The following is a 21,777-nucleotide window of genomic DNA, read 5'->3' on the forward strand; positions in this document are numbered from 1 at the left end:
TAATTAAAAGGAAGTAGCATGTTACTTGGAGTAAATATAGACCATATTGCAGTTTTAAGAGAAGCTAGAAAAATAAACGACCCAAATCCAATTGATGCTTTATCAATTTGTAAACTTGCAGGTGCTGATCAAATCACAATTCACTTAAGAGAAGATAGACGACATATTCATGATAATGATGCAAAAGTTATATGTGAACAATCTGCACTTCCTGTAAACTTAGAATGTTCAATAAATGAAGATATTATTGATATAGTTTGTAAGATGAAACCCTCACGTGCTACCTTAGTTCCTGAAAATAGAGCTGAAGTGACAACAGAAGGTGGATTAGATGTTAAAGGAAACTATAAAAAACTTGAAAAAGTAATAAAAAAACTTCATGATAATGAAATTGAAGTTTCATTATTTATTGATCCAAATGAAGAAGTAATTGAACTTTCTTCAAAATTAAATGTTGAATGGATTGAACTACATACAGGAACTTTTGCAAATGTATATGCAATGTTAAACTCAGGACTTTCAAATACTCATCATACAATAAAAGAATTAGAACTTCCAAGAAAAGAGTTAAAAAAGAAGCTAAAACAATCAATAAAAGAGATTAAAAAAGCTTCTAAGACTGCAAATAAAAAGAAACTTCAAGTTGCAGCAGGACATGGCTTAAACTATCAAAATGTAACACTAATTTCTTCAATTAAACATATTAGTGAATTAAATATTGGGCAAACTATAATTGCAAGATCTGTATTTACAGGACTTGAAAAAGCGATTATTGATATGAAAGAATTAATATGAAACCTAAAATAGCTATTAGTATTGGCGATATAAATGGAATAGGAATAGAAATAGCCCTACTTTCTCATGAAAAAATAGCTAAAATTTGTAAACCTATTTATTGTATAAATAAGAACTTATTGAAAGCTGCCTCAAAACAATTAAATATAAAAATTCCAAAAGATTTCAAAACTTTTGAAACAAAAGGTGATTTTGAAATAAAACCAGGAGATGTAACAAAAAAATCTGGAAAATATTCTTTTGATTCATTTATGGATGCAATTAAATTAGCAGATAAAAAACAAGTAGATGCAATTTGTACACTTCCTATAAATAAAGAAGCTTGGAGTAAAGCAGATATAACTTATAAAGGTCATACAGAAGTATTAAGAGATTATTTTGGTAAAAATGCAATCATGATGCTAGGTTGTAAGAAAATGTTTGTAAGCCTTTTTACAGAACATATTCCTTTAAAAAAAGTTCCTAAAAAAATAAATGTTGAAGATTTAACAAGGTTTTTAATCGACTTTCAAAAAAGTGTAAAATCAAAAAAGATTGGTGTTTTAGGATTAAATCCACACGCAAGTGATAATGGCGTTTTAGGTAATGAAGAAGTTGAAATATTCAAAGCAATAAAAAATGCAAATAAAATGCTTGATAAAAAAGTTTTTACGGGACCTCTTGTTCCTGATACTGCATTTTCTCCAATGTCAAGAAAAAACTATAAATACTTTGTAGCTATGTATCATGATCAAGGCTTAGCACCATTAAAAGCCTTATATTTTGATCAAAGTATAAATGTAAGTTTAAACTTACCAATTATTAGAACATCAGTTGATCATGGAACTGCTTTTAATATTGCTTACAAAAATGAAAAAGTAAATTTAAAAAGTTATATAAATGCAATTAAAGAAGCAATAGTTTTAGTAAACAGTAAAAAATAAATTATGAAAACACTTGAAAACTGTTATGAATTAAACTTTTCAAAAATAAATTTCATAGAACGTAAAATAAGAATTACTCATCCAAAAACTATTATAACAGGTGCTAGTAAAACAGGGAAGAGTTATCTTATTTATGATTTTTTATCAAATTTTAAAAGTAAAGATTATATTTACATAGACCTAAAAGATTCAAGAAATAACTTAGAAGAAATTATAGATAACTTAGATAAATATTTAAGACAGAATCAAATTACAGTTTTAGTTCTTGAAAATTTCTCTTTTGAGTTTGAACTACCATATTGTGATAATGTAATTATTTCTACAAATACACCAAAAAGTATAAGAGGATTCAAAAATATTACTGTTAGTGCTTTAGATTTTGAAGAGTATTTACTTCATGATAATCGACATCAAAATATTACACAAAGTTTTAATAACTTTTTTAAATATGGAAACCTACCTGAAATAATAAATATTGAAGAACATAAAAAAGTTCAAAGACTACAAGAAATAATAAAATTACAAGCTCAAAATGACACTCAATTTGAAATATTAAAACTACTTTTTGAAAATATTGATGAAAAGAAATCTTTATATCAACTATTCACTAACTTAAAAAATAAAATAAAAATATCAAAAGATAAGTTTTATGAAACATGTAAAACTTTAGAAATCAATAAAACAATATATTTTGTAGAAAAATATAATCAAGAAAAAGCAAATAAAAAAATATATTCATATAATCACTCTTTTTTAAACTCAATTTCACATCATAAAAAGTTCAAAAATGAGTTTACAAATATGATTTTTTTAGAACTTATTGATAAATATAAAAATATCTATTATCTTGATAATATCGATTTTTATATAAAATCCAAAAAATTAGCAATTGTAGGGATTCCATTTTTCAATAGCTTTTTAGTAAAATCAACACTAAGAAAAATCTATAAAATTATGGATGAATATGAGATTAAAGAGTTAAATATTATTACAGTATCAAATGATGAAAAAATTTCTCATGATACTTTTAAAATTAATGTGATTCCATTTTATGAATGGGCACTTAGCTAGTTTATTAATTAGAAATTAAACAAATTTAAGATAAAATCGCAAAACTATAAAGGACACACACATGAACAAAAGAGTACTTGTAAAATTTTCAGGTGAAGCATTAGCAGGCGAAGAAGGTTATGGTATTGATACGAAAATACTAGATTATATAGCTGAAGAGATTAAAGAACTTGTAGACAATGATGTGGAGGTTGGTATTGTTATTGGTGGTGGAAATATTATTAGAGGTGTAAGCGCAGCAGCTGATGGTATTATCAAAAGAACTAGTGGTGATTACATGGGAATGCTTGGTACTGTTATTAACGGTATTGCTATGCAAGAAGCACTAGAGCATAAAGGTTTAAATGCAAGATTACAAACAGCTATTAAAATGGAGCAAATTGCTGAACCATTTATTGTAAGAAAAGCAGCTAGACATTTAGAAAAAAACAGAGTTGTTATTTTTAGTGCAGGTACAGGAAATCCTTACTTTACTACAGATACAGCAGCAACACTAAGAGCAACAGAAATTGGAGCTTCTTTATTAATTAAAGCAACAAAAGTTGATGGAATTTATGATAAAGATCCAATGAAATTTGATGATGCAGTAAAATTAGATACTATTTCTTATGATCAAGCTTTAGAAGATCATATCAAAGTTATGGATGATACAGCAATTGCATTAGCAAAAGATAATAAATTACCAATAGTAGTAGCAAATATGAATGAAAAAGGAAATTTACTTAAAATCATCAATGGTGATACAAGTAAATGTTCAATCGTTAAGTAAGAATTTAAATCAAGGAAAAAATATGAGATTAGAAGAAAGAATGTCACAAGCTTTAAAACAAGTAAATAATGATAGATATATTTTAGCTATTGCTGTTGGTCAAAGAGCAGATGAATTAAGTAAAGGTGCAAAACCTTTATTAGAGCAAAACACTCAAAAAATGAAATACACTGATATTGCAATTGATGAAATTGCAAGTGGTTTATTAAAAATTGAAGGTTTAGTAGACAAAGAATAGTTATAAAAGCCTAGCTTTTATAACTTGTCTATTTAAGTATGGATCCATTTATTAACAAAGTTCGACATATTAATAATGTCGAAGATGCTATCAAAGAGCTTGAAGCTCAAACTACAATAACTCCCAAATTAAAAGATTTAATAGATTTTATAATAGAAGCCCATAGAGGTCAATATAGAAAAAGTGGCGAACCTTATTGTGTTCATCCAATTTTAGTAGCTTGTATTACTGCACATTTTTCTAATGAAGAGTCAATTATTGCAACTGCCCTACTTCATGATGTAGTAGAAGATACAAACTTCTCGCTTGATTATGTTAAAGAACGTTGGGGAAGTGATATTGCTCATATGGTTGATGGTCTTACAAAAATTGTAGAAATAAGAGAAAATGAATTCATCTCTTCAAATAACACAAATGATTCAAAACTAATTTCATCAGCACTAACATTTAGAAAAATGCTAATTGCATCAATTGATGATGTAAGAGTATTAGTCGTAAAATTATGTGATAGATTACATAATATGCTGACACTTGACGCACTACCATCTAATAAACAAAAAAGAATTGCTGAAGAGACACTTGTAGTTTATGTTCCAATTGCTAATAGATTAGGAATCTCTACTTTAAAAAATGCTCTAGAAGATTTAGCTTTTTATTATATTTATCCAAAAGAATATAAAATAATTGATGATTTTTTACAAGAAGAACAGCATGCTATTCAATTAACTTTTAATACATTTATTTCAACAACAAAAAAACTACTTGAAAAAAATGGTTATGACTTAGATAAAATTAAAATCTATAGTAGAATTAAACATCATTATTCTATTTACTTAAAAATGCAAAGAAAAGGTATTTCAATAGATGAAGTCTTAGATCTTTTTGCAATAAGAATTTTAGTTGATGATGATATTGATTGTTATAAAGTTTTAGGATGTATTCACATAGAATATAAGCCACTTATTTCAAGATTTAAAGATTATATTGCAACACCTAAAGAAAATGGTTACCAAACTATACATACAACTGTTTTTTATAATTCAAAAATTTATGAGATTCAGATACGTTCATTTGAAATGAATAAAGTAGCTGAATTTGGTATTGCCGCACACTGGAAATACAAATCAGGTGCTAAACAAACTACAAATTTAAACTGGTTAAAATCTTTGGAATTTTCAAATGAGAACGTTGAAGAATTTTATCAAGAAACAAAAGATGATTTATATACAGAAGAAATAGTTGTTTACTCACCTAAGGGCCAAATATTTAATTTACCAGTAGGTTCAACTGCTTATGATTTTGCATTTGCAGTACATACAGATGTTGGTAAAAGCGCAGTATCATGTCTTATTAATAAAATCAGGAAGCCCTTATTAACAGAACTTAAAAGTACTGATATTGTTACAATAGAAACAGGCGATATAGTAATAGCTAGGTGTTCATGGGTAGATATGGTTAAAACGTCAAGAGCAAAAAAACAAATCAAGCTTCTTTGTGGACATAAAATAAAAGAAATAGATGAGATGTATGGAAAAAACATTATTGATACTGTTTTCTCTAGATATAACATGCAAGTATCACAAAAATATGATATTGATACACCACATAAAATTTCAGAAATCCTTGATTATTTCAAGCATGTAAAGCAGACAATTGAAAAAAATATTGTTAAAGATAGAGGTATCCTTACACGTTTTAAAATACTTACTAGTAAAATTAAAGAATTTAAGTTTGATAATATCTTAATATATTCAAATTTTAGTATAAATTCTGTATCATTTGACCACTGTTGTCATCCTAAATTTGGCGATGATATGGTTGCATTTAAAAATGGAAACGAAGCGGTTATTCATCACAAGATGTGTGATAAAGCCTATGATAAAATAAAAAATAAACATCAAATGCTATTTTGTAAATGGACAAAAGATACTTTGTACCAATATAAAATGGTAGTTAGTATGCCAAATACAAAAGGTGAACTAGCAAGAGTTCTTACTTATATGTCACAATATGAAGGATATATTCTTTCTGTTGAGTATGGTAGACAGCAACATCTATATAGACAATATTGTGATATTGAATTTGAAATAAATAAATCTAATATTGATGAAGTAAGAAAAATTATAGAAAGAAAAGTAAAAGTTATAGAATTCTCATCAAAAAAAGATGCATATAACAAGTAGTAAAAAGGCATAAAATTAATGGAAAACAAAGTTCAAGAAGCACTAGAAGAGATTAAAAGAGGAACATCTGAAATTATTGATATTGAGTCAATTGAAAAATTGATCAAAAGATATTATGAAACAGGTGAAAACTTTTATGTAAAAGCAGGATTTGATCCAACTGCACCTGATTTACACTTAGGACATACAGTACTAATTCAAAAACTAGCACTATTTCAAAAGTTTGGAGGAATTGTTCAATTTTTAATTGGAGATTTTACTGCAACAATTGGTGATCCAACAGGGAAAAGTGAAACTAGAAAAGTTTTAAGTGAACAAGATGTATTAGATAATGCACAAAGCTATAAAACACAGGTTTTTAAAATCTTAGATGAATCAAAAACAGAAGTTATGTTTAATTCTAAATGGTTGAAAGAATTGGGTACTGGTGGCTTAATTTCACTTGCTTCAAATCTAACAGTTGCTAGAATGATTGAACGAGATGATTTTTCAAAAAGATATGAGTCTAATACTCCTATTGCTGTTAGTGAATTTATGTATCCTTTACTACAAGGTTATGATTCTGTTGCTATGAATACAGATATAGAACTTGGTGGAACAGATCAAAAGTTTAATCTTTTAATGGGAAGAACATTACAAAAAGCGTATAATTGTAAAAAACAACAAGCTGTATTAATGATGCCAATTTTAGAAGGATTAGATGGCGTTCAAAAAATGTCAAAATCATTAGGTAACTATATTGGTGTTACCGATGAAGCTTTTGATATGTTTGGAAAAGTATTATCTATTTCTGATGAATTAATGTGGAGATATTTTGAATTATTATCTTCAAAATCGTTAAATGAAATAGCTGCTTTAAAAACAGGTGTAGAAAACAAAACATTACATCCAAAAGATGTAAAAGATTCACTTGCTATTGAAATTGTCGATAGATTTCATGGAGAGGGAAAAGGTGAAGAAGCAAAAGCAGAATTTAAAAAAGTTTTTGCAAAAAAAGACATCCCAACAGATATGAATGAATATACTTTTGAAGGAGAGATTTGGATTTGTCAAGCTTTAGTTGAAGCTAAACTTGTAAATTCAACTTCACAAGCAAGACGTGATGTAAAAGCGAATGCTGTATCACTTAATCAAGAAAAAGTAAGTGATGATAAACTAAATTTACAAATTGGTGAGTACATTTTACAAAAAGGTAAAAAGAATTTCGCTAAGATAATTATAAAATAAAAGGGCTAATTTTGAAGATAGGAAAATACGAGATAAAACACCCTATTATCCAAGGTGGTATGGGTGTAGGAATAAGCTGGGACCAATTAGCTGGAAATGTTTCTAAAGAAGGAGCACTTGGTGTTATTTCTTCAGTTGGAACAGGATACTACAGAAATAAAAGTGAAAATGTTAATGTTGTAATGAGAAAAGATAAGCCAAAAGATGCTTTAAACTTTTACTCAAGAGATTCATTTTTTGAAATTGTAGCAAATGCTAGAAAAATTTGTGGAGATGCTCCATTAGCTTGTAATATTTTACATGCATGTAATGACTATGGAAGAATGGTAAAAGATGCTTGTGAAGCAGGTATTAATATCATTATTACTGGTGCTGGATTACCTACAAATATGCCAGAATTTACAAAAGACTTTCCAGATGTTGCACTAGTTCCAATTGTTTCAAGTGCAAGAGCATTAAAACTTATTTGTAAAAAATGGAAAAAATACAATAGAGTTCCTGATGCAATTATTGTTGAAGGTCCTTTAAGTGGTGGACACCAAGGTTTCAAATATGAAGATTGTTTCAAAGAAGAGTTTCAATTAGAAAATATTGTGGGTCCAGTTATTGAAGAAGCAAAAAACTGGGGTGAAGATATTCCAATTATTGCAGCAGGTGGAGTATGGGATAAAAATGATATTGATAAATTTCAAGCTATGGGATGTACTGGTGTACAAATGGCTACAAGATTTATTGGTACTTTTGAGTGTGATGCTCATCCTAATTTAAAAAATGTATTATTAAATGCAAAATCTGAAGATATTAAATTAGGAAAATCTCCTGTTGGATTACCAGCAAGATCAGTTAGAACTAATTTACAATTTTCAATGGCTAATAATACAGCTCCGAAAGTACAGTGTATTTCAAACTGTGTAGCACCTTGTAATAGAGGTGTTGAAGCTAAAGCGGTAGGATATTGTATTGCTGATAGACTTGGTGCTGCATATAATGGAGATTTAGACACAGGACTATTTTTCTCAGGAGCAAATGGTTATAGAGTAAATAAAATAATTACAGTTAAAGAATTAATTACAAAATTAACTCAAGGAGAATAAAAATTTTTAACAGGTTTTTTATTCTAATATTAACGTATTTAATCTTTTCAATCTCAGCACTTAGTGCTGCAGATTACAAAGAAGAGTATCGTGCTGCAAAAATGGCTTATTTAAAAGCAGTTCTAAGAAAAGACAATGCCTCAAAAATAGAAGAGCTAGAAAAACTTATTATATTAGGTAAAAAACTAAATAAAAACACTACACCTGATGTTAAGAAATTAGAAATACTACGTAAACGAGATATAAAAACTACTCAGAAATCAACTTCTATAAATTCAAATAGTAAATATACAATTAAATCAGTTTATACTCAAAATGACTCTATTATTATTAACTTTAATAATAAAGTATCAAAAGATTATATAAGATTCTTTGAACTGCATCAAGGAAGTATTTACAAAGATGTATTTGATATAAATGGTAATTTCAAAGATGCACAGCCTACAGTTTTAAAAATAAAAAATATTAAGAAAATATCAATAGGTCAATTTAAGGCTAAAACACTTAGAATTGTATTAGCAAATGAAAAGAATTTAAAAACATTTTATACAGTAAAAGAAAAACAAATAATCATAAATATACGTGATTTAAACAATAAGAAACAAGTAAAAAAAGAAATTAAAAAAGAAATCGTTCCTGTAAAAGAAAATCAAAATTTGAATAATTTTATAGATAATGATAATGAAATAAGATCAATAAATACAAAAGACAACTCTATAGTAATAGAATTTAATAAAAACTTTTCAAAAAAAGACCTAGCTTATGTAGCATATAAAAACAATGGATATTATGAAGATGTGTTTGATTTAAAAGGTAAGTTTAAATATACAAAACCAATTAAATTATCAATAGACGGATTAAGAAGAATTATAGTTTCTTCAAAAGATAAAGATAAAACGAGAATTAGAATTTCAGATAAGAAGAATTTAAAAGTTTACTATATTTTAAATAAAAGAAAATTAACTATAAAAATCTCTGGAATTTCAAAAAGCTCTAATAACACTAAAAAAGTAAAAACAACTCCATATAAAAACTTCCAAAGTAAAACAATAGTAATTGATGCAGGGCATGGTGGACATGATCCAGGTGCAGTTGGATCAAATAAGAAATATGAAAAAGTTGTTACTTTAAAAGTAGCCAAATATTTATATACTATTTTGAAACAACGTGGGCATAAAGTCTATTTAACTAGAAGCAAAGATGAATTTATTAAAGTTGGGAAAAGAACAGATTTAGCATTAAGAAAAAATGCAGATGTATTTGTATCAATTCATGCTAACTCAGTTGCTAAGAAAAATGCATCAAAAGTAAGCGGTATAGAAACATATTATCTAAGTCCTGCAAAAACAGAACGTGCAAAAAGAGTCGCAGCAAAAGAGAATAAGTCTGATATTAGAAAAATGAGCAATTCAAATACGCAAGCCTTTCTTTCATCATTAAATAGTCCTAAGCTTAGATACTCAAGATTACTTTCAATTGATGTACAAAGAGAGATGCTAGCATCTGTACGAACGAAACACAAGGTAAAAGACAAAGGTTCTAGACCTGGTCCATTTTGGGTATTATTAGATGCACCACAAGCATCAATACTAGTTGAACTTGGATATATTTCGCATCCACAAGAAGGTAAGAAACTGTATAATAGTACTTATCAAAAATTATTAGCACAAGGAATGGCTAATGGTATTGATGCTTATTTTGAAATGAAATCAAGATTTGACTAGGGATGAAGTTTTTTATTCTTTAAAAAGCTTTTTATCTCTTTTATTAAAGTCATTTGTTTTTTTCTTATATTTGGTAAATCATAAATAGAAAAGAATTTTACTTTTGAATTTTCCCAAGATAAAAAATTGTTTTTTAGTTTATCCTCAAAAAACATTTCATTTATATTTTCAATATTTGAAGCATTAACTAACCAAATACCAATATCTTTTTCTAAGTTTATTTGTTCAAAATAATCTTCAAATAGACCTATTTCGACTTTAATACTACTTTCTTCAAATAGTTCTCTTTGAGCACATTCATAAGCATTTTCATCTTTTTCTTTAAGACCTTTTAAACATCCCCATTTTTCTTTACTAGCGACAGATTTACATAATAATATCTTTATATCATCTTTTGTAACAAGATAAGGAACAATTCCGTATGCTTTAATATGTGATTTCATAATTACCTTCTAAGAATTCATTTTCTTTTTATAAAATAGTAAAGAACCGATTATCCATAAGATAAAAGGTAATAAAATTGATACTTCAGGAATTGTAATTCCTCCATTTGTAAACTTGTAAAGCATAAAAAATACACCCCAAACAATTAATGTTCCAAAAATAGATAAAGATGTAAATTTACCCATATTAAAAAATCTACTATTTAATGAAGCGTAGGCAAATACTAATAAAAGTATTGGTATTACGAAAAAAGAAACAATAACTTGATTGTATAAAGCAGCTCTAATTTTATCAGTATTAATACCTTGGTTTGATAATAAAACCAATGCAGATGCTGCATCAAGTATAGAGAAGTTCGATTTTGATTCATATACATTATCAAGAATTTTTGGTTTAAAACCTTCTAATGTATTTAAAAACTTTTCATATTTAATATCTAATTTCGATGTTTCTAAATCTAATTGTGAAGGTTTATTGATAATTTTTGCATCAACTACATACCATTTATTATTTTGAAAATATGCATTTCTTGCAACAATCGATTGAATAATATCTTTATCTTTTACCTTATAAATATGGATACCTTCTGCTTTCTTTTCTAGTGGTAAAAGTTTCTTGAAATAAACATAATTATCATTATATTTTAAAAAAATATCAGTTTTTGTACTTGTAAAATATTCATCATGTAAAATTTTTCTTTTCTGATCATAAGAGTAAGCTAATGGAGTTGCTTGCATTAAAATCAATAAGGATATTAGAAATAGTGATATTTTTACAACCGGAGCATAAATATCTTTACTTCTACTACCAAGTGCATTAAAAGCTACTAATTCATTGTTTTTAATAAATATTACTAATGTAACTATCCATCCAAAAACAATAGATAATGGTAGTGCTAATGTTAAAGTAAAAAAGCCATTATATAATACGTATAAAAGTTGTAAGTTCGCAGAATCTGGAAGCTTTTTAAAATTTTGTAAGAAATCAATTCCAACAAAAAATAGTTCTAGCGAGATAAGGACAACAATAAAATTTAATAAATATTTTTTTAAAATATATCTTGTTAATATGCTCATTTTATTTCAATGTAAATTTGGATTTTACCTGATCAATTTCTTCAGTTTTAAGTGCGTCAATCGCTTTAATAGTATGAGTTATTATATCTTGTAGTTTATTTAATTCTTCTTTTGAAAAGTTGCTAAGTACATAATTCGCAACATCATTTTTATTTTGAGGTTTTCCAATTCCTATTCGTACACGAATATAATCTTTAGAACAATGTGCATCAATAGACCTTAATCCGTTGTGACCACCATGTCCTCCACCTATTTTGTACTTTACTGTACCAAAAGGTAAATCTAAATCATCATGAATTACAATAATATCTTCAATATCAATTTTATAATATTCCATAATTGAATGAACAGCAACACCAGAATTATTCATATATGTTGTTGGTTTTGAAAATAAGTTATAACCTGATTTTAAAAGTGTAGATTGGAAGTTTGATTTATTTATATTTGTAGTTGTAAGATTTTTGGTCATCTCATCGATAACCATAAATCCTACATTGTGTCTTGTTAGCTGATATTTTTCACCTATATTTCCAAGACCAATTATTAGATGCATAAAGTTAAATTACTTAGCTTTAATTATACCAATTACTGGAACTCTTGGATCTAAGAAACATTTAACAGTTTCTGGTAAGTTTAAATCTCTAATTAAAACATTATCACCTGTATCTAAATCAGTTACATCAATAGTAATGTTTTCTGGTAAGTTTTCAATTGTACATTTAACAGGAACTCTTTTAGTGTGAGTCATTAAAAGACCTTTGTTTTTAATACCAATTGCAGTACCTGTTCCAATTACTGGAACTTTATAAGATGCAATAACACCTGGTTGTGCAACCATTAAATCAACATGTAATAAATCTGAAGTTAATGGACATTTTTGGTACTCTTGTACTACTACTTTATAAACTGTTCCTGAAACTGTAACATCAAATGCGATAGTCTCTTTATTTCTTAAAAATTTAATAAACTCATTCTTTTTGAATGCAGTTGAAACATTTTCTAAACCTTTTCCATAGATATTAGCTATTAAATAACCATCTCTTCTTAAAGTTTTAGTTGCTTGTTTTGTCATACTATCTCTTACGATACCCTCTAACATAAACGATCCTTTTGTATTTTTATTTTAGGGCGCAATTATATTTAAATTTTGCTAAATTTTTTATTAATCTATATTATGACTTTTAATTTAACTTTTTGTAATTGAAGTTTAGCTATTATCATCTACATTATAAAACATATTATTAGAAGGTTCAATCCCATGACATTACTAGATGGAAAAGCATTATCGAATAAAATTAAAGATGAAGTAAAAGTTGAAGTTGAAGAACTTATAAAAGAAAAACACATAACTCCAGGTTTAGCTGTTATATTAGTTGGTAGCGATGCTGCAAGTGCTACATATGTAGCTAGTAAAGCAAAATCTTGTAAAAATGCTGGCATTTATTCTGTTGTACATGAAATGCCAGATACGATTACTCAAGATGAGTTATTAGAAACAATTAAAAGAATGAATGAAAATCCATCATTAGATGGTATTTTAGTTCAATTACCATTACCAAAACATATTGATACAACTGTTGTTCTTGAAGCAATTGATCCATTAAAAGATGTTGATGGTTTTCATCCTTACAATGTAGGAAGAATGGTTTCAAATTTAGATTCATTTTTACCAGCAACTCCATTTGGTGTTATGAGAATGTTTGAAGAGTATGGAATTGATTTAGTTGGTAAAAATGCTTGTGTTATTGGAAGTTCTGATATTGTTGGTAAACCAATGGCATCACTTTTAATTAATGCAAAAGCAACTGTAACTGTTTGTAATTCAAAAACAAAAGATTTAAAAGCTCAGACTTTAGCTGCTGATATTGTGATTATTGCAGTTGGTGTTCCTCATCTTTTAAAAGCTGATATGATAAAAGAAGGTGCTGTTGTAATTGATGTTGGTATTAATAGACTAGATACTGGGAAATTAACAGGTGATGCTGATTTTGAAGATTGTAAAGAAAAAGCATCATTTATAACACCAGTTCCAGGTGGAGTTGGACCAATGACTATTGGAATGCTTCTTAAAAATACAGTTAAAGCTGCAAACTTAAGAGAAAAAAGAGAAGCTAAATAAATGTTTAGAAAAGTCTACAATTGGTCATCAACATGGACAGGAACTATTGTTATAGTTCTTGTGATTATGTCATTTATTGCACAAGCTTTTGTGATTCCTAGTGGATCTATGAAAAACACTCTTTTAATTGGTGATATGCTTTTTGTAAAAAAATTTTCATATGGAATTCCAGTACCAAGAATACCATGGTTAGAAGTTAAGATGCTTCCTGATTTTAATGATAATGGCCATTTAATTGAAGGTCCTAGACCCAAACGTGGAGATATTGTAGTATTTAGATATCCTAAAAATGATGCCATTCATTATGTAAAAAGAGCAGTAGCGACTGGTGGAGACATCGTTGCATTAAAAGATAAAAACTTATTACTTCATCCAAAAGAAGGTAATGAGTATGTAAAAGCAAATTATCCAAAAGAGAATATTATTGAAGTTGGAGATAAATTATGGGTTGTAAATCCATATAAAAAAGAACATCCAGGTATTCACAATGATCCAAGTGTTGTAAATAATGGATTAAATCCAAGTGAATTATTTAATATGATGCCTGTTTTAGTACCTGAAGATGAAACATTTATGATGGGTGATAATAGAGACCACTCAAATGATTCTAGATTTTGGGGAACTGTTCCTTACAAATTTGTAGTTGGAACTCCTTGGGTTATTTATTTCTCATGGAATGATGAAAAAGAAATTAGATGGGATAGAGTATTAAAACAAGTTGATACAATTGAAGAAAAAATGAATACAAAAAATATAGAAATAAATCATGAAAAAGGTATATATTAAATGAAATATTATATTGGTGCAGATCACGCAGGTATTGATATCAAAGCTTATGTAAAAGAGTTATTTGAAAAAAGAGGTCACGAAGTTATTGATTTAGGACCAAATACAAAAGATAGAGTTGACTATCCAGATTTTGCAGCAAAAGTGTGTGAAAATGTTCTTAAAGAAGAAGGAAGTAAAGGTATTTTAATTTGTGGCTCTGGAATTGGAATGAGCATGGCTGCTAATAAATTTGATGGAATTAGAGCAGCACTATGTCACAATGAATACTCAGCTAAAATGGCAAGAGAACATAATGATGCAAATGTGATTTGTTTAGGCGAGCGAGTTTCTGGTTTTGGAATGGTTGAAGCTATTGTAGATGCATGGAATGAAGCCTCTTTTGAAGGTGGAAGACATGAAGGTAGAGTTGAAAAAATAAATGCACTTAGTAAAATGGGAAGTTGTAGAGCTTAGATTTATTAAAAAAGGATAATTAATGAGAGAACCTTGGCAAATATATTTAATGATGTTTATAATCGTTGCTTTAATGCTTCTTGGAAAAAAAATGATGTTTTTTTCAAACGATAAAGAAGATAAGAAAAAGCCTAAGGATAAAAGTTGATTAATTCAAAAATAATTGATTCAATCTTCTCATCTGCATCAATACAAAGATGGAATGATTATCCAAGAATGGTAGAACTTGTTGAGCTTGATAAACAAGCTCATAAGTTTATCATTGCATATTTTATTGCAAAACTAGAAAAAGATGTAAACTATACACACTTAATAGAAGCAGGTATTTTTGAGTTTTTAAGACGAGTTGTAGTAACTGATATTAGACCTGACGTATTTAGAAAAGCCTTACAAAAAAAATCTAAAGAGATAAACACTTGGGTTATCTCAAAACTATCACCTTCTTTAAAAGATATAGATAATGGAACTTTTTTACAAAAATTCGAAGATTATTTAAATAATCCTGAGATTTATAAAAAAGAGAGATTTATATTAAAAGCAGCATCATATTTGGCTACTAAATGGGAATTTTCAATTGTTTATCAAACAAGTCAATTTTTAACAGATATTGAAGATGTTAAAAAAAGTGTTGAAGAAGAAATTGAAGATTATTATGAATTAATTGGTGTTAGAAAAATTGCTTTAAATAAAAAACTTGCAAAAGTTATTGATTTAAGTGGAAGGCTTCGATTTCAAAAACGGTGGGCACAAACGCCTAGAGTTCCTGAAACTTCAGTTTTAGGTCATATGCTTACAGTTGCAATATTTGGATATTTCTTCTCAATTGATGTAAATGCTTGTGATAAAAGAATTCAAAACAACTTCTTTACAGCCCTATTCCATGATTTACCAGAAGCTTTAACAAGAGATATTATAACTCCTGTAAAATACTGTGTAGATGAATTATCAGATATTATTGCTGAGTATGAGCTAGAAAAAATCGAAGATGATATTTTACCAAATGTACCAGAAGAATTACATGATGAATTTTCATATATTCTAGGACTTTATGATGGGAAAAAAGAAGAGTTTGAAAATAAAATATACGAAGATGAAATAAAATTAGTTGATGATGTATCAAAATACAATCAAAACAAATACAATCCAATTGATGGACTTGCTTTAAAACAGTGTGATAAATTATCAGCATTTGTAGAAGCTAGTTTATCTATTTCTCATGGTATTAAATCAAAAGAGTTAATAAATGGCAAAAAAGAGATTTTAAAAGGTCTTAAAGAAATTCAAGGAATTGATTTTAAAGAAATTGCTAATAATATTGATCAAGAGTTTGGTACAACTGGACAAACTCAAGTTCGAATGGATTTTGATTAAAATATAGCTTTTAAAAGCTATATTTTAAATTTGCGTAAAAATATCTACCTGGATCGTTTAGTAATTGAACGTCGCCTGTTCCTACATAAGTTATATCTTGATAAGTATTTGTAGAATTATATGTTTTATCTAATACATTATCAACTCCAAGTGTTAGTCCTATATTTTTAAATATTTCATTATTATACTTAAGATTTACTACTGCATATCCAGCTAATTCTTGTTCATCTGCACTTGAATCAAAGTTATTCCAATTATCAACTGCTAATACTTCAGCTGTATATTTTGCTTTATTATCTTCATAATTTAACGCAATATTTGCTTTTAATGGTGGGATTTCAGCTAAATCTTTATCAGAATAATTTCCATCTTTTTTTCCTCTTTGATATGCTAGACCATAATCAAATGATAAGTTCTCACTCATATAATAAAATCCACTAATGTCAAGCCCATAAATTTTCGCGTCAATATTTTCAAATGTTGTTCCACTGTAGTAAATATAGTCTTTTAATACAGAGTAGAATAACTTAGTTCTAATATTAAAAGTACCTATAGTTTTTTCAAAACCAATATCAGCCTCATAGTTCTTTGTATCTTCTAAACTATCATTTCCAATTCCTGTATAGTATAATTCTCGTGCATCTGGAACTCTTGATGATTTTCCAATACCTGCAAAATACTTTGTATTTTCATCTGCATTATATATACCAAAAATATTTGCGTTTAAAGCAGTGTATTTTTTATCAGTTTTTGATGTATCAACAGTATCTAAATCAGTATAGTCATATCTCGCACCTGCTTCCAAATCTAATTTACCAAAAGATTTTTCTACTTTTGTAAAAATTGCTTTATTATTCGTATCAGTAGAAGCTAAACTTATTGTACTTGGTTTCGTTCTATAATCATATTGACCTTTCCAATTTCTAACACTTGTATCTAATCCTAGAGTTACTAATGAATCTGCAACATCTATACTATTTTTAAGTTTTGCTCCCCAAATAGAAGTTTTCATATGATTAGTTTTGTAATCACTTCCAACTGCATTATTTCTTAAAGTTGTACTCATAGGATGATCAACATTAGAATAATAATAATCTAAATTTAACTCTTTAGAAAAATCTCCTAAATCTCTTTTTGAGTATCCAACTGTATAAATATTTGAATCATCATAATCAGCATCCATAGGAGTATTTGGATATAAAACATTATCACTTCTATTTGCTGTATAAGATAGTTTTACTTCTGAACTATCATCAATATTGTAAATTGCTTTTGTAAGAAGTGTTTTTTTCTCAAAAGCCTCTAAATCACTTTTAGAATATTGGTTAGATCCTGGAACATTATTTGCAATTTGCTGTTCTAAAAAGTCATTTCCATTACCATCTTCATATTGATCACCTTTTTCTATAGAAGTTGAAACTAGAACTTTAAATTTATCAGTTCCACCACTAATACTAGCACTAGCTTTTTTGTATCCAAAACTTCCTGCACCTAGATTTATTTCACCTTGTACTTCTTTGCTTGGCTCTTTTGTTTTTACAATTACATTTCCGCTAAGTGTTCCAAAGTTTTCAACATCATAAGGTCCTTCAATTACTTTTACACTTTCGATATTATTTGATAAAACATGAGATGTTGGTGGATCCATTCTATTTGGACAAGCTCCATATATTTTTGCATTATCAATTAAGATATTAATGTTATCTTTCTTTTGACCTCTTAGAATAATATCATTTGCAATACCACTTCTTCTTACAATTGAAATCGAAGGAATATTTTTTGTAAGAGCTTCTGCTAAATCAGCACTTTTGATTTGTTCATTACTAACATCTTTTACTATTTTTGTATTTACTTTTTCTTCTACATTTATAGTTTCTAAAGTTTGAGTCTGATTTGCTTGTAAAACAATACTCGCACAACATAAAGATAAACCAATAATTTTTTTCATTTAAGTTCCTTAAAATAATTTATTTGCAATTATCGCAAAGAGTTGTTAATTTTCTGTTAACTTTTATTTATCTTTGTTAACTAATTAATTTCAATTTTTTGCTAAGATGAGATATAATTACAAAAATAAAAAGGAAATAATTTGAGTAAAATAACATTAGATATTGATGATAAAAATATTGAAACTGTTTTAACAATTTTAAATAATCTAAAACCAGGTTTAATCAAAAATTTATCTACAACATCGAATAATATAAATTCTAGAATGCAAGCAAAAAAATTATCAAAACAACAAAATATAGAAGAAGACGAATTTATGAGTAAAAGACCAAGTACGGGTAAATACTTATCAAAGACAGAATACAAAAATAAATTACAAAAGGTTAAATAATGCAATTAATTCTATTTTCATTAGTACTTTTAGCAGTACTAATATTTATTATCTATAAGATTAAAAAGTCATTTACAAAAAAAGACTTTATTATATTTTCAGTAATAATTATAGGTGCTATTGTAGCTATTTCTTATTACAATAATTCACAAGAGCATAAATTGCCAAATGCGTTTAAAGCAGATTACTTACAAGAAAAAAATATTGAAATTTCTAAACTTTCATATACTCAAGTAAATTTTGAAGTTTTAAGAAGTACAAAATTCGTATATGATTTTTTATATATTATAAAAAAGAATGATAAAGAATATGTTTGTGAAGCAAAAAATGTTGAAGTTCAAAAAATTGAAGATGAATATATTTTCAAAAAATACAATGAAAATTGTAGATTAAAATAAAGTATTAACAATACTTTATTTTATAAAACTTTAACTTATCACCCAGGTTTAAAACTCTTTTTTGTTTTGCAAACTTGTGGAAATAAACAATTATCACAATCAGGTTTAACAGCTTTACAAATATATCTTCCAAATAATACCATTGCTTGATGAAAAATATGTAAATCATGTCCTTTTAGTTTCTTAACTAAATCAGACTCTGTAATTTCAACTGTTTTACCATCAGATAATCCAAGTCTATGTGCAACTCTAAACACATGAGTATCTACAGCCATTAAATTTGCACCCTCAAACTCAATCATAAATACATTTGCAGTTTTATTACCAACACCAGCAAGTTTCATTAGCTCTTTTTGAATATGAGGAATTTCTCCATCATAATTATCAATAACACTTTGTGCCATTTTGATAATATTTTTTGATTTATTATTAAAAAATGAACATGATTTTAGTAACTCTTTTACATCATCAAGAGAAGCATCTGCAAGCTCATAAACACTTGGGTACTTTTCAAAAAGTGCAGGTGTTATAATATTTACTCTCTTATCCGTACACTGTGCTGAAAGAATAATAGCAATTAACAATTCATAATCATTTTTATAATTTAACTCTGTTACCGCATCTGCATATTTTTCTACAAAGGCTTCTTTTAAAACTTCTATTTCTTTTTTTGTGGCTTTTTTCATATTAAATCTTTATATCTTTTAAATTTTTTTGATTTTTTCTATTTCATCTCTTAATCTAATAGCTTCTTCAAAGTTTAAATCATGAGATGCTTTTTTCATTTGTTTATTTAACTCAATTAAGATTTTCTTTCTCTCAGCAGCTGGCATTTTTTCAACTTTTTCTTTTTTCCAAGCTAATTCATCATACTCTTCAAGTTTTAAACTATCATCTAATTTTCTCTTAGTTGATTTTGGAATTATTCCATGTTCTTTGTTATGAGCTTCTTGAATTTTTCTTCTTCTATTTGTTTCATCAATTGCAAATTGCATTGAGTCTGTAATTCTTTTTGCAAAAAGAATTACCTTTCCATTTTCATTACGTGCGCCTCTACCCATAGTTTGAATAAGCGCAGTACGTGATCGTAAAAACCCTTCTTTATCTGCATCTAATATTGCAATTAATGAAGCTTCTGGAATATCTAAACCTTCTCGCAAGAGATTAATTCCAATAAGTACATCAAATTCTCCGAGTCTTAATTGTCTGATGATATGATTTCTTTGAATTGCATCAATATCACTATGCATGTATTTTACTTTAATACCTAAATCACTGTAGTATGAAGCTAATTCTTCTGCCATTTTTTTAGTTAAAACAGTAACTAATACTCTTTCATCTTTTGCTATTACTCTTTTTATTTCATCATGTAGTTTTTCAACTTGATACTCTGAATCCATAATTTCAATTACTGGTTCAACTAAACCTGTTGGCCTTATAACTTGCTCTGCTACTACTGAGCTTAATTCAAGTTCTAATTCATTTGGTGTTGCACTTACAAAAAGAAAACTTGGGGCTTTTTTAATGAACTCATCAAATTTTAAAGGTCTATTATCTAATGCACTTGGAAGCCTAAAACCATAATCAACTAATACTTCTTTTCTAGACCTATCAGCTGCATGCATTCCACGAAACTGTGGAAGGGAAACATGTGATTCATCAACGATTAGTAAAAAGTCTTTATCAATTTGTGCAAAATAATTCATTAAAGAATATGGTGTTTCTCCTGGTTTTTGACCAGTTAAATGTCGGGCATAGTTTTCAATTCCCTTACACATTCCAGTACCTTCAATCATTTCTAAATCAAATTCAACTCTTTGTTTTAACCTTTGGTATTCAACTAATTTATCATGCTCTTTTAAGTTTTTTAGTCTTTCATCTAACTCTTCTTCAATTTGCTTTACAGCAACAGAAAGCTTATCATTTGAAACAACAAAAGGATTAACAGAATAGATAATTATCTCTTTTAAATCTTGAGTTTTATTGTTTGTTAAATACTCATGTTTAGTAATAGATTCAACCTCATCAGCAAAAAACTCAACTCTAATAAATTCATCTTCATAATATGCAGGATAAATATCAATTACATCGCCATTTACTCTAAAATCTGACCTATCAAAAAATTTATCATTTCTTTTATATCCCATTTCTACAAGTTTAAGTAAAAGTTCACGTTGAGAGTATTCAAACCCAACTTCAAGTCTTTGAACCATAGCTTTATACTCTTCAGGATTCCCTAAACCATAGTTAGCAGATACTGATGCAATTACAATTACATCATCAAATGATAAAAGTGAAGCCGTAGTACTAAGTCTTAGTCTTTCAAGTTCTTCATTGATTGATGAATCTTTCTCAATAAATAAATCAGATCTAGGAATATACGCTTCAGGCTGATAATAATCATAGTAAGAAATAAAATATTCAACATGATTATTTGGAAAAAATTGTTTAAACTCTGAATATAACTGTGCTGCAAGAGTTTTATTATGCGTCATAATAAGCGTTGGTTTTTGTGTTTTTTCAATAACCTTTGCCATTGTATAAGTTTTACCAGAACCAGTTACTCCTAAAAGAGTATTGTATTGATTTCCAGCATCAATAGAATCACTTAAAGCTTTAATTGCCTGTGGTTGATCTCCAGAAGGAGTGTATTCACTTACTACTTCAAATTTTGTGATAATAAATCCTTTTATTTAGAATTATTTTTTTGTGATTATATCTAAGATTTAATTATGAATTCTTTTATACATCACTTACTTATATTT

The 21,777-nt window shown here is 27.6% G+C and carries 23 protein-coding genes; 16 read left to right on the plus strand and 7 right to left on the minus strand.

Annotated features, from left to right (window positions below; genetic code table 11):
* The first annotated feature begins 18 nt into the window (after positions 1–18).
* The 9 genes from D3Z07_RS05690 (at position 19) to D3Z07_RS05730 (ending at position 10,024) form a co-directional block, all read left to right on the plus strand.
* On the plus strand, positions 19–795 hold the full coding sequence (locus D3Z07_RS05690; RefSeq protein WP_076084815.1) for a pyridoxine 5'-phosphate synthase: 777 nt from the start codon (positions 19–21) through the stop codon (positions 793–795).
* The gene (pdxA, locus tag D3Z07_RS05695) at positions 792–1,718 is read left to right on the plus strand and encodes a 4-hydroxythreonine-4-phosphate dehydrogenase (RefSeq protein WP_122893289.1); all 927 of its coding nucleotides are present in this window, start codon (positions 792–794) and stop codon (positions 1,716–1,718) included. The genes D3Z07_RS05690 and pdxA overlap by 4 nt, the downstream gene beginning before the upstream one ends.
* Before the next feature lie 3 nt (positions 1,719–1,721).
* Complete coding sequence (locus tag D3Z07_RS05700) at positions 1,722–2,789, plus strand: ATP-binding protein (RefSeq protein ID WP_122893290.1); 1,068 nt, start codon at positions 1,722–1,724, stop codon at positions 2,787–2,789.
* Between the two features lie 61 nt (positions 2,790–2,850).
* Positions 2,851–3,558 (plus strand): UMP kinase, encoded by a 708-nt coding sequence (gene pyrH / locus D3Z07_RS05705; protein WP_076084806.1) that lies wholly within the window; start codon positions 2,851–2,853, stop codon positions 3,556–3,558.
* 22 nt (positions 3,559–3,580) lie between these two features.
* Positions 3,581–3,796 carry a DNA-directed RNA polymerase subunit omega gene (locus tag D3Z07_RS05710; RefSeq protein ID WP_076084803.1) on the plus strand — a complete coding sequence of 72 codons (216 nt, stop codon included), beginning with the start codon at positions 3,581–3,583 and terminating at the stop codon, positions 3,794–3,796.
* 38 nt (positions 3,797–3,834) lie between these two features.
* Positions 3,835–5,979 (plus strand): RelA/SpoT family protein, encoded by a 2,145-nt coding sequence (locus tag D3Z07_RS05715; protein ID WP_122893291.1) that lies wholly within the window; start codon positions 3,835–3,837, stop codon positions 5,977–5,979.
* A gap of 18 nt (positions 5,980–5,997) precedes the next feature.
* Positions 5,998–7,206 (plus strand): tyrosine--tRNA ligase, encoded by a 1,209-nt coding sequence (gene tyrS, locus D3Z07_RS05720; protein WP_122893292.1) that lies wholly within the window; start codon positions 5,998–6,000, stop codon positions 7,204–7,206.
* An 11-nt stretch (positions 7,207–7,217) separates the two neighbouring features.
* A complete protein-coding gene (locus tag D3Z07_RS05725) occupies positions 7,218–8,300 on the plus strand; it encodes a nitronate monooxygenase (RefSeq protein ID WP_122893293.1) in 1,083 nt (360 codons plus the stop codon).
* A 101-nt stretch (positions 8,301–8,401) separates the two neighbouring features.
* On the plus strand, positions 8,402–10,024 hold the full coding sequence (locus tag D3Z07_RS05730; RefSeq protein ID WP_122893294.1) for an N-acetylmuramoyl-L-alanine amidase family protein: 1,623 nt from the start codon (positions 8,402–8,404) through the stop codon (positions 10,022–10,024).
* Here the strand turns inward: D3Z07_RS05730 and D3Z07_RS05735 are convergent.
* The 4 genes from D3Z07_RS05735 to D3Z07_RS05750 are packed head-to-tail and all read right to left on the minus strand — an operon-like array spanning position 10,021 to position 12,643.
* A complete protein-coding gene (locus tag D3Z07_RS05735) occupies positions 10,021–10,467 on the minus strand; it encodes an NUDIX domain-containing protein (RefSeq protein ID WP_122893295.1) in 447 nt (148 codons plus the stop codon). The two genes, D3Z07_RS05730 and D3Z07_RS05735, sit on opposite strands and share 4 nt — an antisense overlap.
* 9 nt (positions 10,468–10,476) lie before the next feature.
* Positions 10,477–11,544, minus strand: coding sequence for an LptF/LptG family permease (locus D3Z07_RS05740; RefSeq protein ID WP_122893296.1), 1,068 nt, complete (start codon positions 11,542–11,544; stop codon positions 10,477–10,479).
* Position 11,545: 1 nt separating this feature from the next.
* Positions 11,546–12,097, minus strand: coding sequence for an aminoacyl-tRNA hydrolase (gene pth, locus D3Z07_RS05745; RefSeq protein ID WP_122893297.1), 552 nt, complete (start codon positions 12,095–12,097; stop codon positions 11,546–11,548).
* A 9-nt stretch (positions 12,098–12,106) separates the two neighbouring features.
* Positions 12,107–12,643 carry a 50S ribosomal protein L25/general stress protein Ctc gene (locus D3Z07_RS05750; protein ID WP_122893298.1) on the minus strand — a complete coding sequence of 179 codons (537 nt, stop codon included), beginning with the start codon at positions 12,641–12,643 and terminating at the stop codon, positions 12,107–12,109.
* Positions 12,644–12,802: 159 nt separating this feature from the next.
* On the opposite strand from D3Z07_RS05750, the gene folD reads away from it, so the two are divergent.
* From folD to D3Z07_RS05770, 5 genes are read left to right on the plus strand one after another with little or no spacing between them, the layout of a single operon-like run.
* Positions 12,803–13,663, plus strand: coding sequence for a bifunctional methylenetetrahydrofolate dehydrogenase/methenyltetrahydrofolate cyclohydrolase FolD (gene folD, locus D3Z07_RS05755; RefSeq protein ID WP_083657106.1), 861 nt, complete (start codon positions 12,803–12,805; stop codon positions 13,661–13,663).
* Positions 13,664–14,449 carry a signal peptidase I gene (gene lepB, locus D3Z07_RS05760; RefSeq protein ID WP_122893299.1) on the plus strand — a complete coding sequence of 262 codons (786 nt, stop codon included), beginning with the start codon at positions 13,664–13,666 and terminating at the stop codon, positions 14,447–14,449.
* A complete protein-coding gene (gene rpiB / locus D3Z07_RS05765; RefSeq protein WP_122893300.1) occupies positions 14,450–14,905 on the plus strand; it encodes a ribose 5-phosphate isomerase B in 456 nt (151 codons plus the stop codon).
* A 22-nt stretch (positions 14,906–14,927) separates the two neighbouring features.
* Complete coding sequence (locus tag D3Z07_RS14320) at positions 14,928–15,053, plus strand: hypothetical protein (protein ID WP_265936468.1); 126 nt, start codon at positions 14,928–14,930, stop codon at positions 15,051–15,053.
* Entirely contained in the window at positions 15,050–16,276 is a 1,227-nt protein-coding gene (locus tag D3Z07_RS05770; protein WP_122893301.1) for an HD domain-containing protein, read from the plus strand. The genes D3Z07_RS14320 and D3Z07_RS05770 overlap by 4 nt, the downstream gene beginning before the upstream one ends.
* A 10-nt stretch (positions 16,277–16,286) precedes the next feature.
* Here the strand turns inward: D3Z07_RS05770 and D3Z07_RS05775 are convergent, their stop codons facing one another.
* Entirely contained in the window at positions 16,287–18,224 is a 1,938-nt protein-coding gene (locus tag D3Z07_RS05775; protein WP_122893302.1) for a TonB-dependent receptor plug domain-containing protein, read from the minus strand.
* A gap of 141 nt (positions 18,225–18,365) precedes the next feature.
* Between D3Z07_RS05775 and D3Z07_RS05780 the strand changes: the two genes are divergently transcribed.
* Positions 18,366–18,614 carry a hypothetical protein gene (locus D3Z07_RS05780; protein WP_122893303.1) on the plus strand — a complete coding sequence of 83 codons (249 nt, stop codon included), beginning with the start codon at positions 18,366–18,368 and terminating at the stop codon, positions 18,612–18,614.
* Positions 18,614–19,012 (plus strand): hypothetical protein, encoded by a 399-nt coding sequence (locus D3Z07_RS05785; protein WP_122893304.1) that lies wholly within the window; start codon positions 18,614–18,616, stop codon positions 19,010–19,012. The genes D3Z07_RS05780 and D3Z07_RS05785 overlap by 1 nt, the downstream gene beginning before the upstream one ends.
* Before the next feature lie 38 nt (positions 19,013–19,050).
* Here the strand turns inward: D3Z07_RS05785 and nth are convergent, their stop codons facing one another.
* Together nth and uvrB are read right to left on the minus strand one after the other, a co-directional pair.
* A complete protein-coding gene (nth, locus tag D3Z07_RS05790) occupies positions 19,051–19,698 on the minus strand; it encodes an endonuclease III (protein ID WP_122893305.1) in 648 nt (215 codons plus the stop codon).
* Between the two features lie 18 nt (positions 19,699–19,716).
* Positions 19,717–21,690 carry an excinuclease ABC subunit UvrB gene (gene uvrB, locus D3Z07_RS05795; RefSeq protein WP_122893306.1) on the minus strand — a complete coding sequence of 658 codons (1,974 nt, stop codon included), beginning with the start codon at positions 21,688–21,690 and terminating at the stop codon, positions 19,717–19,719.
* Between the last annotated feature and the right edge of the window lie 87 nt (positions 21,691–21,777).

Origin of the sequence: Arcobacter peruensis (genome assembly GCF_003711085.1) — a bacterium.
Classification (GTDB): Bacteria; Campylobacterota; Campylobacteria; order Campylobacterales; family Arcobacteraceae; genus Poseidonibacter; species Poseidonibacter parvus.

What these genes read in the sequence shown, in the direction of transcription:
- D3Z07_RS05690 (WP_076084815.1), top strand. Translation starts at nt 19, where the DNA reads ATGTTACTTGGAGTAAATATAGACCATATTGCAGTTTTAAGAGAAGCT.
- pdxA (WP_122893289.1), top strand. Translation starts at nt 792, where the DNA reads ATGAAACCTAAAATAGCTATTAGTATTGGCGATATAAATGGAATAGGA.
- D3Z07_RS05700 (WP_122893290.1), top strand. Translation starts at nt 1,722, where the DNA reads ATGAAAACACTTGAAAACTGTTATGAATTAAACTTTTCAAAAATAAAT.
- pyrH (WP_076084806.1), top strand. Translation starts at nt 2,851, where the DNA reads ATGAACAAAAGAGTACTTGTAAAATTTTCAGGTGAAGCATTAGCAGGC.
- D3Z07_RS05710 (WP_076084803.1), top strand. Translation starts at nt 3,581, where the DNA reads ATGAGATTAGAAGAAAGAATGTCACAAGCTTTAAAACAAGTAAATAAT.
- D3Z07_RS05715 (WP_122893291.1), top strand. Translation starts at nt 3,835, where the DNA reads ATGGATCCATTTATTAACAAAGTTCGACATATTAATAATGTCGAAGAT.
- tyrS (WP_122893292.1), top strand. Translation starts at nt 5,998, where the DNA reads ATGGAAAACAAAGTTCAAGAAGCACTAGAAGAGATTAAAAGAGGAACA.
- D3Z07_RS05730 (WP_122893294.1), top strand. Translation starts at nt 8,402, where the DNA reads ATGGCTTATTTAAAAGCAGTTCTAAGAAAAGACAATGCCTCAAAAATA.
- D3Z07_RS05735 (WP_122893295.1), bottom strand. Translation starts at nt 10,467, where the DNA reads ATGAAATCACATATTAAAGCATACGGAATTGTTCCTTATCTTGTTACA.
- D3Z07_RS05740 (WP_122893296.1), bottom strand. Translation starts at nt 11,544, where the DNA reads ATGAGCATATTAACAAGATATATTTTAAAAAAATATTTATTAAATTTT.
- pth (WP_122893297.1), bottom strand. Translation starts at nt 12,097, where the DNA reads ATGCATCTAATAATTGGTCTTGGAAATATAGGTGAAAAATATCAGCTA.
- D3Z07_RS05750 (WP_122893298.1), bottom strand. Translation starts at nt 12,643, where the DNA reads ATGTTAGAGGGTATCGTAAGAGATAGTATGACAAAACAAGCAACTAAA.
- folD (WP_083657106.1), top strand. Translation starts at nt 12,803, where the DNA reads ATGACATTACTAGATGGAAAAGCATTATCGAATAAAATTAAAGATGAA.
- lepB (WP_122893299.1), top strand. Translation starts at nt 13,664, where the DNA reads ATGTTTAGAAAAGTCTACAATTGGTCATCAACATGGACAGGAACTATT.
- rpiB (WP_122893300.1), top strand. Translation starts at nt 14,450, where the DNA reads ATGAAATATTATATTGGTGCAGATCACGCAGGTATTGATATCAAAGCT.
- D3Z07_RS14320 (WP_265936468.1), top strand. Translation starts at nt 14,928, where the DNA reads ATGAGAGAACCTTGGCAAATATATTTAATGATGTTTATAATCGTTGCT.
- D3Z07_RS05775 (WP_122893302.1), bottom strand. Translation starts at nt 18,224, where the DNA reads ATGAAAAAAATTATTGGTTTATCTTTATGTTGTGCGAGTATTGTTTTA.
- D3Z07_RS05785 (WP_122893304.1), top strand. Translation starts at nt 18,614, where the DNA reads ATGCAATTAATTCTATTTTCATTAGTACTTTTAGCAGTACTAATATTT.
- nth (WP_122893305.1), bottom strand. Translation starts at nt 19,698, where the DNA reads ATGAAAAAAGCCACAAAAAAAGAAATAGAAGTTTTAAAAGAAGCCTTT.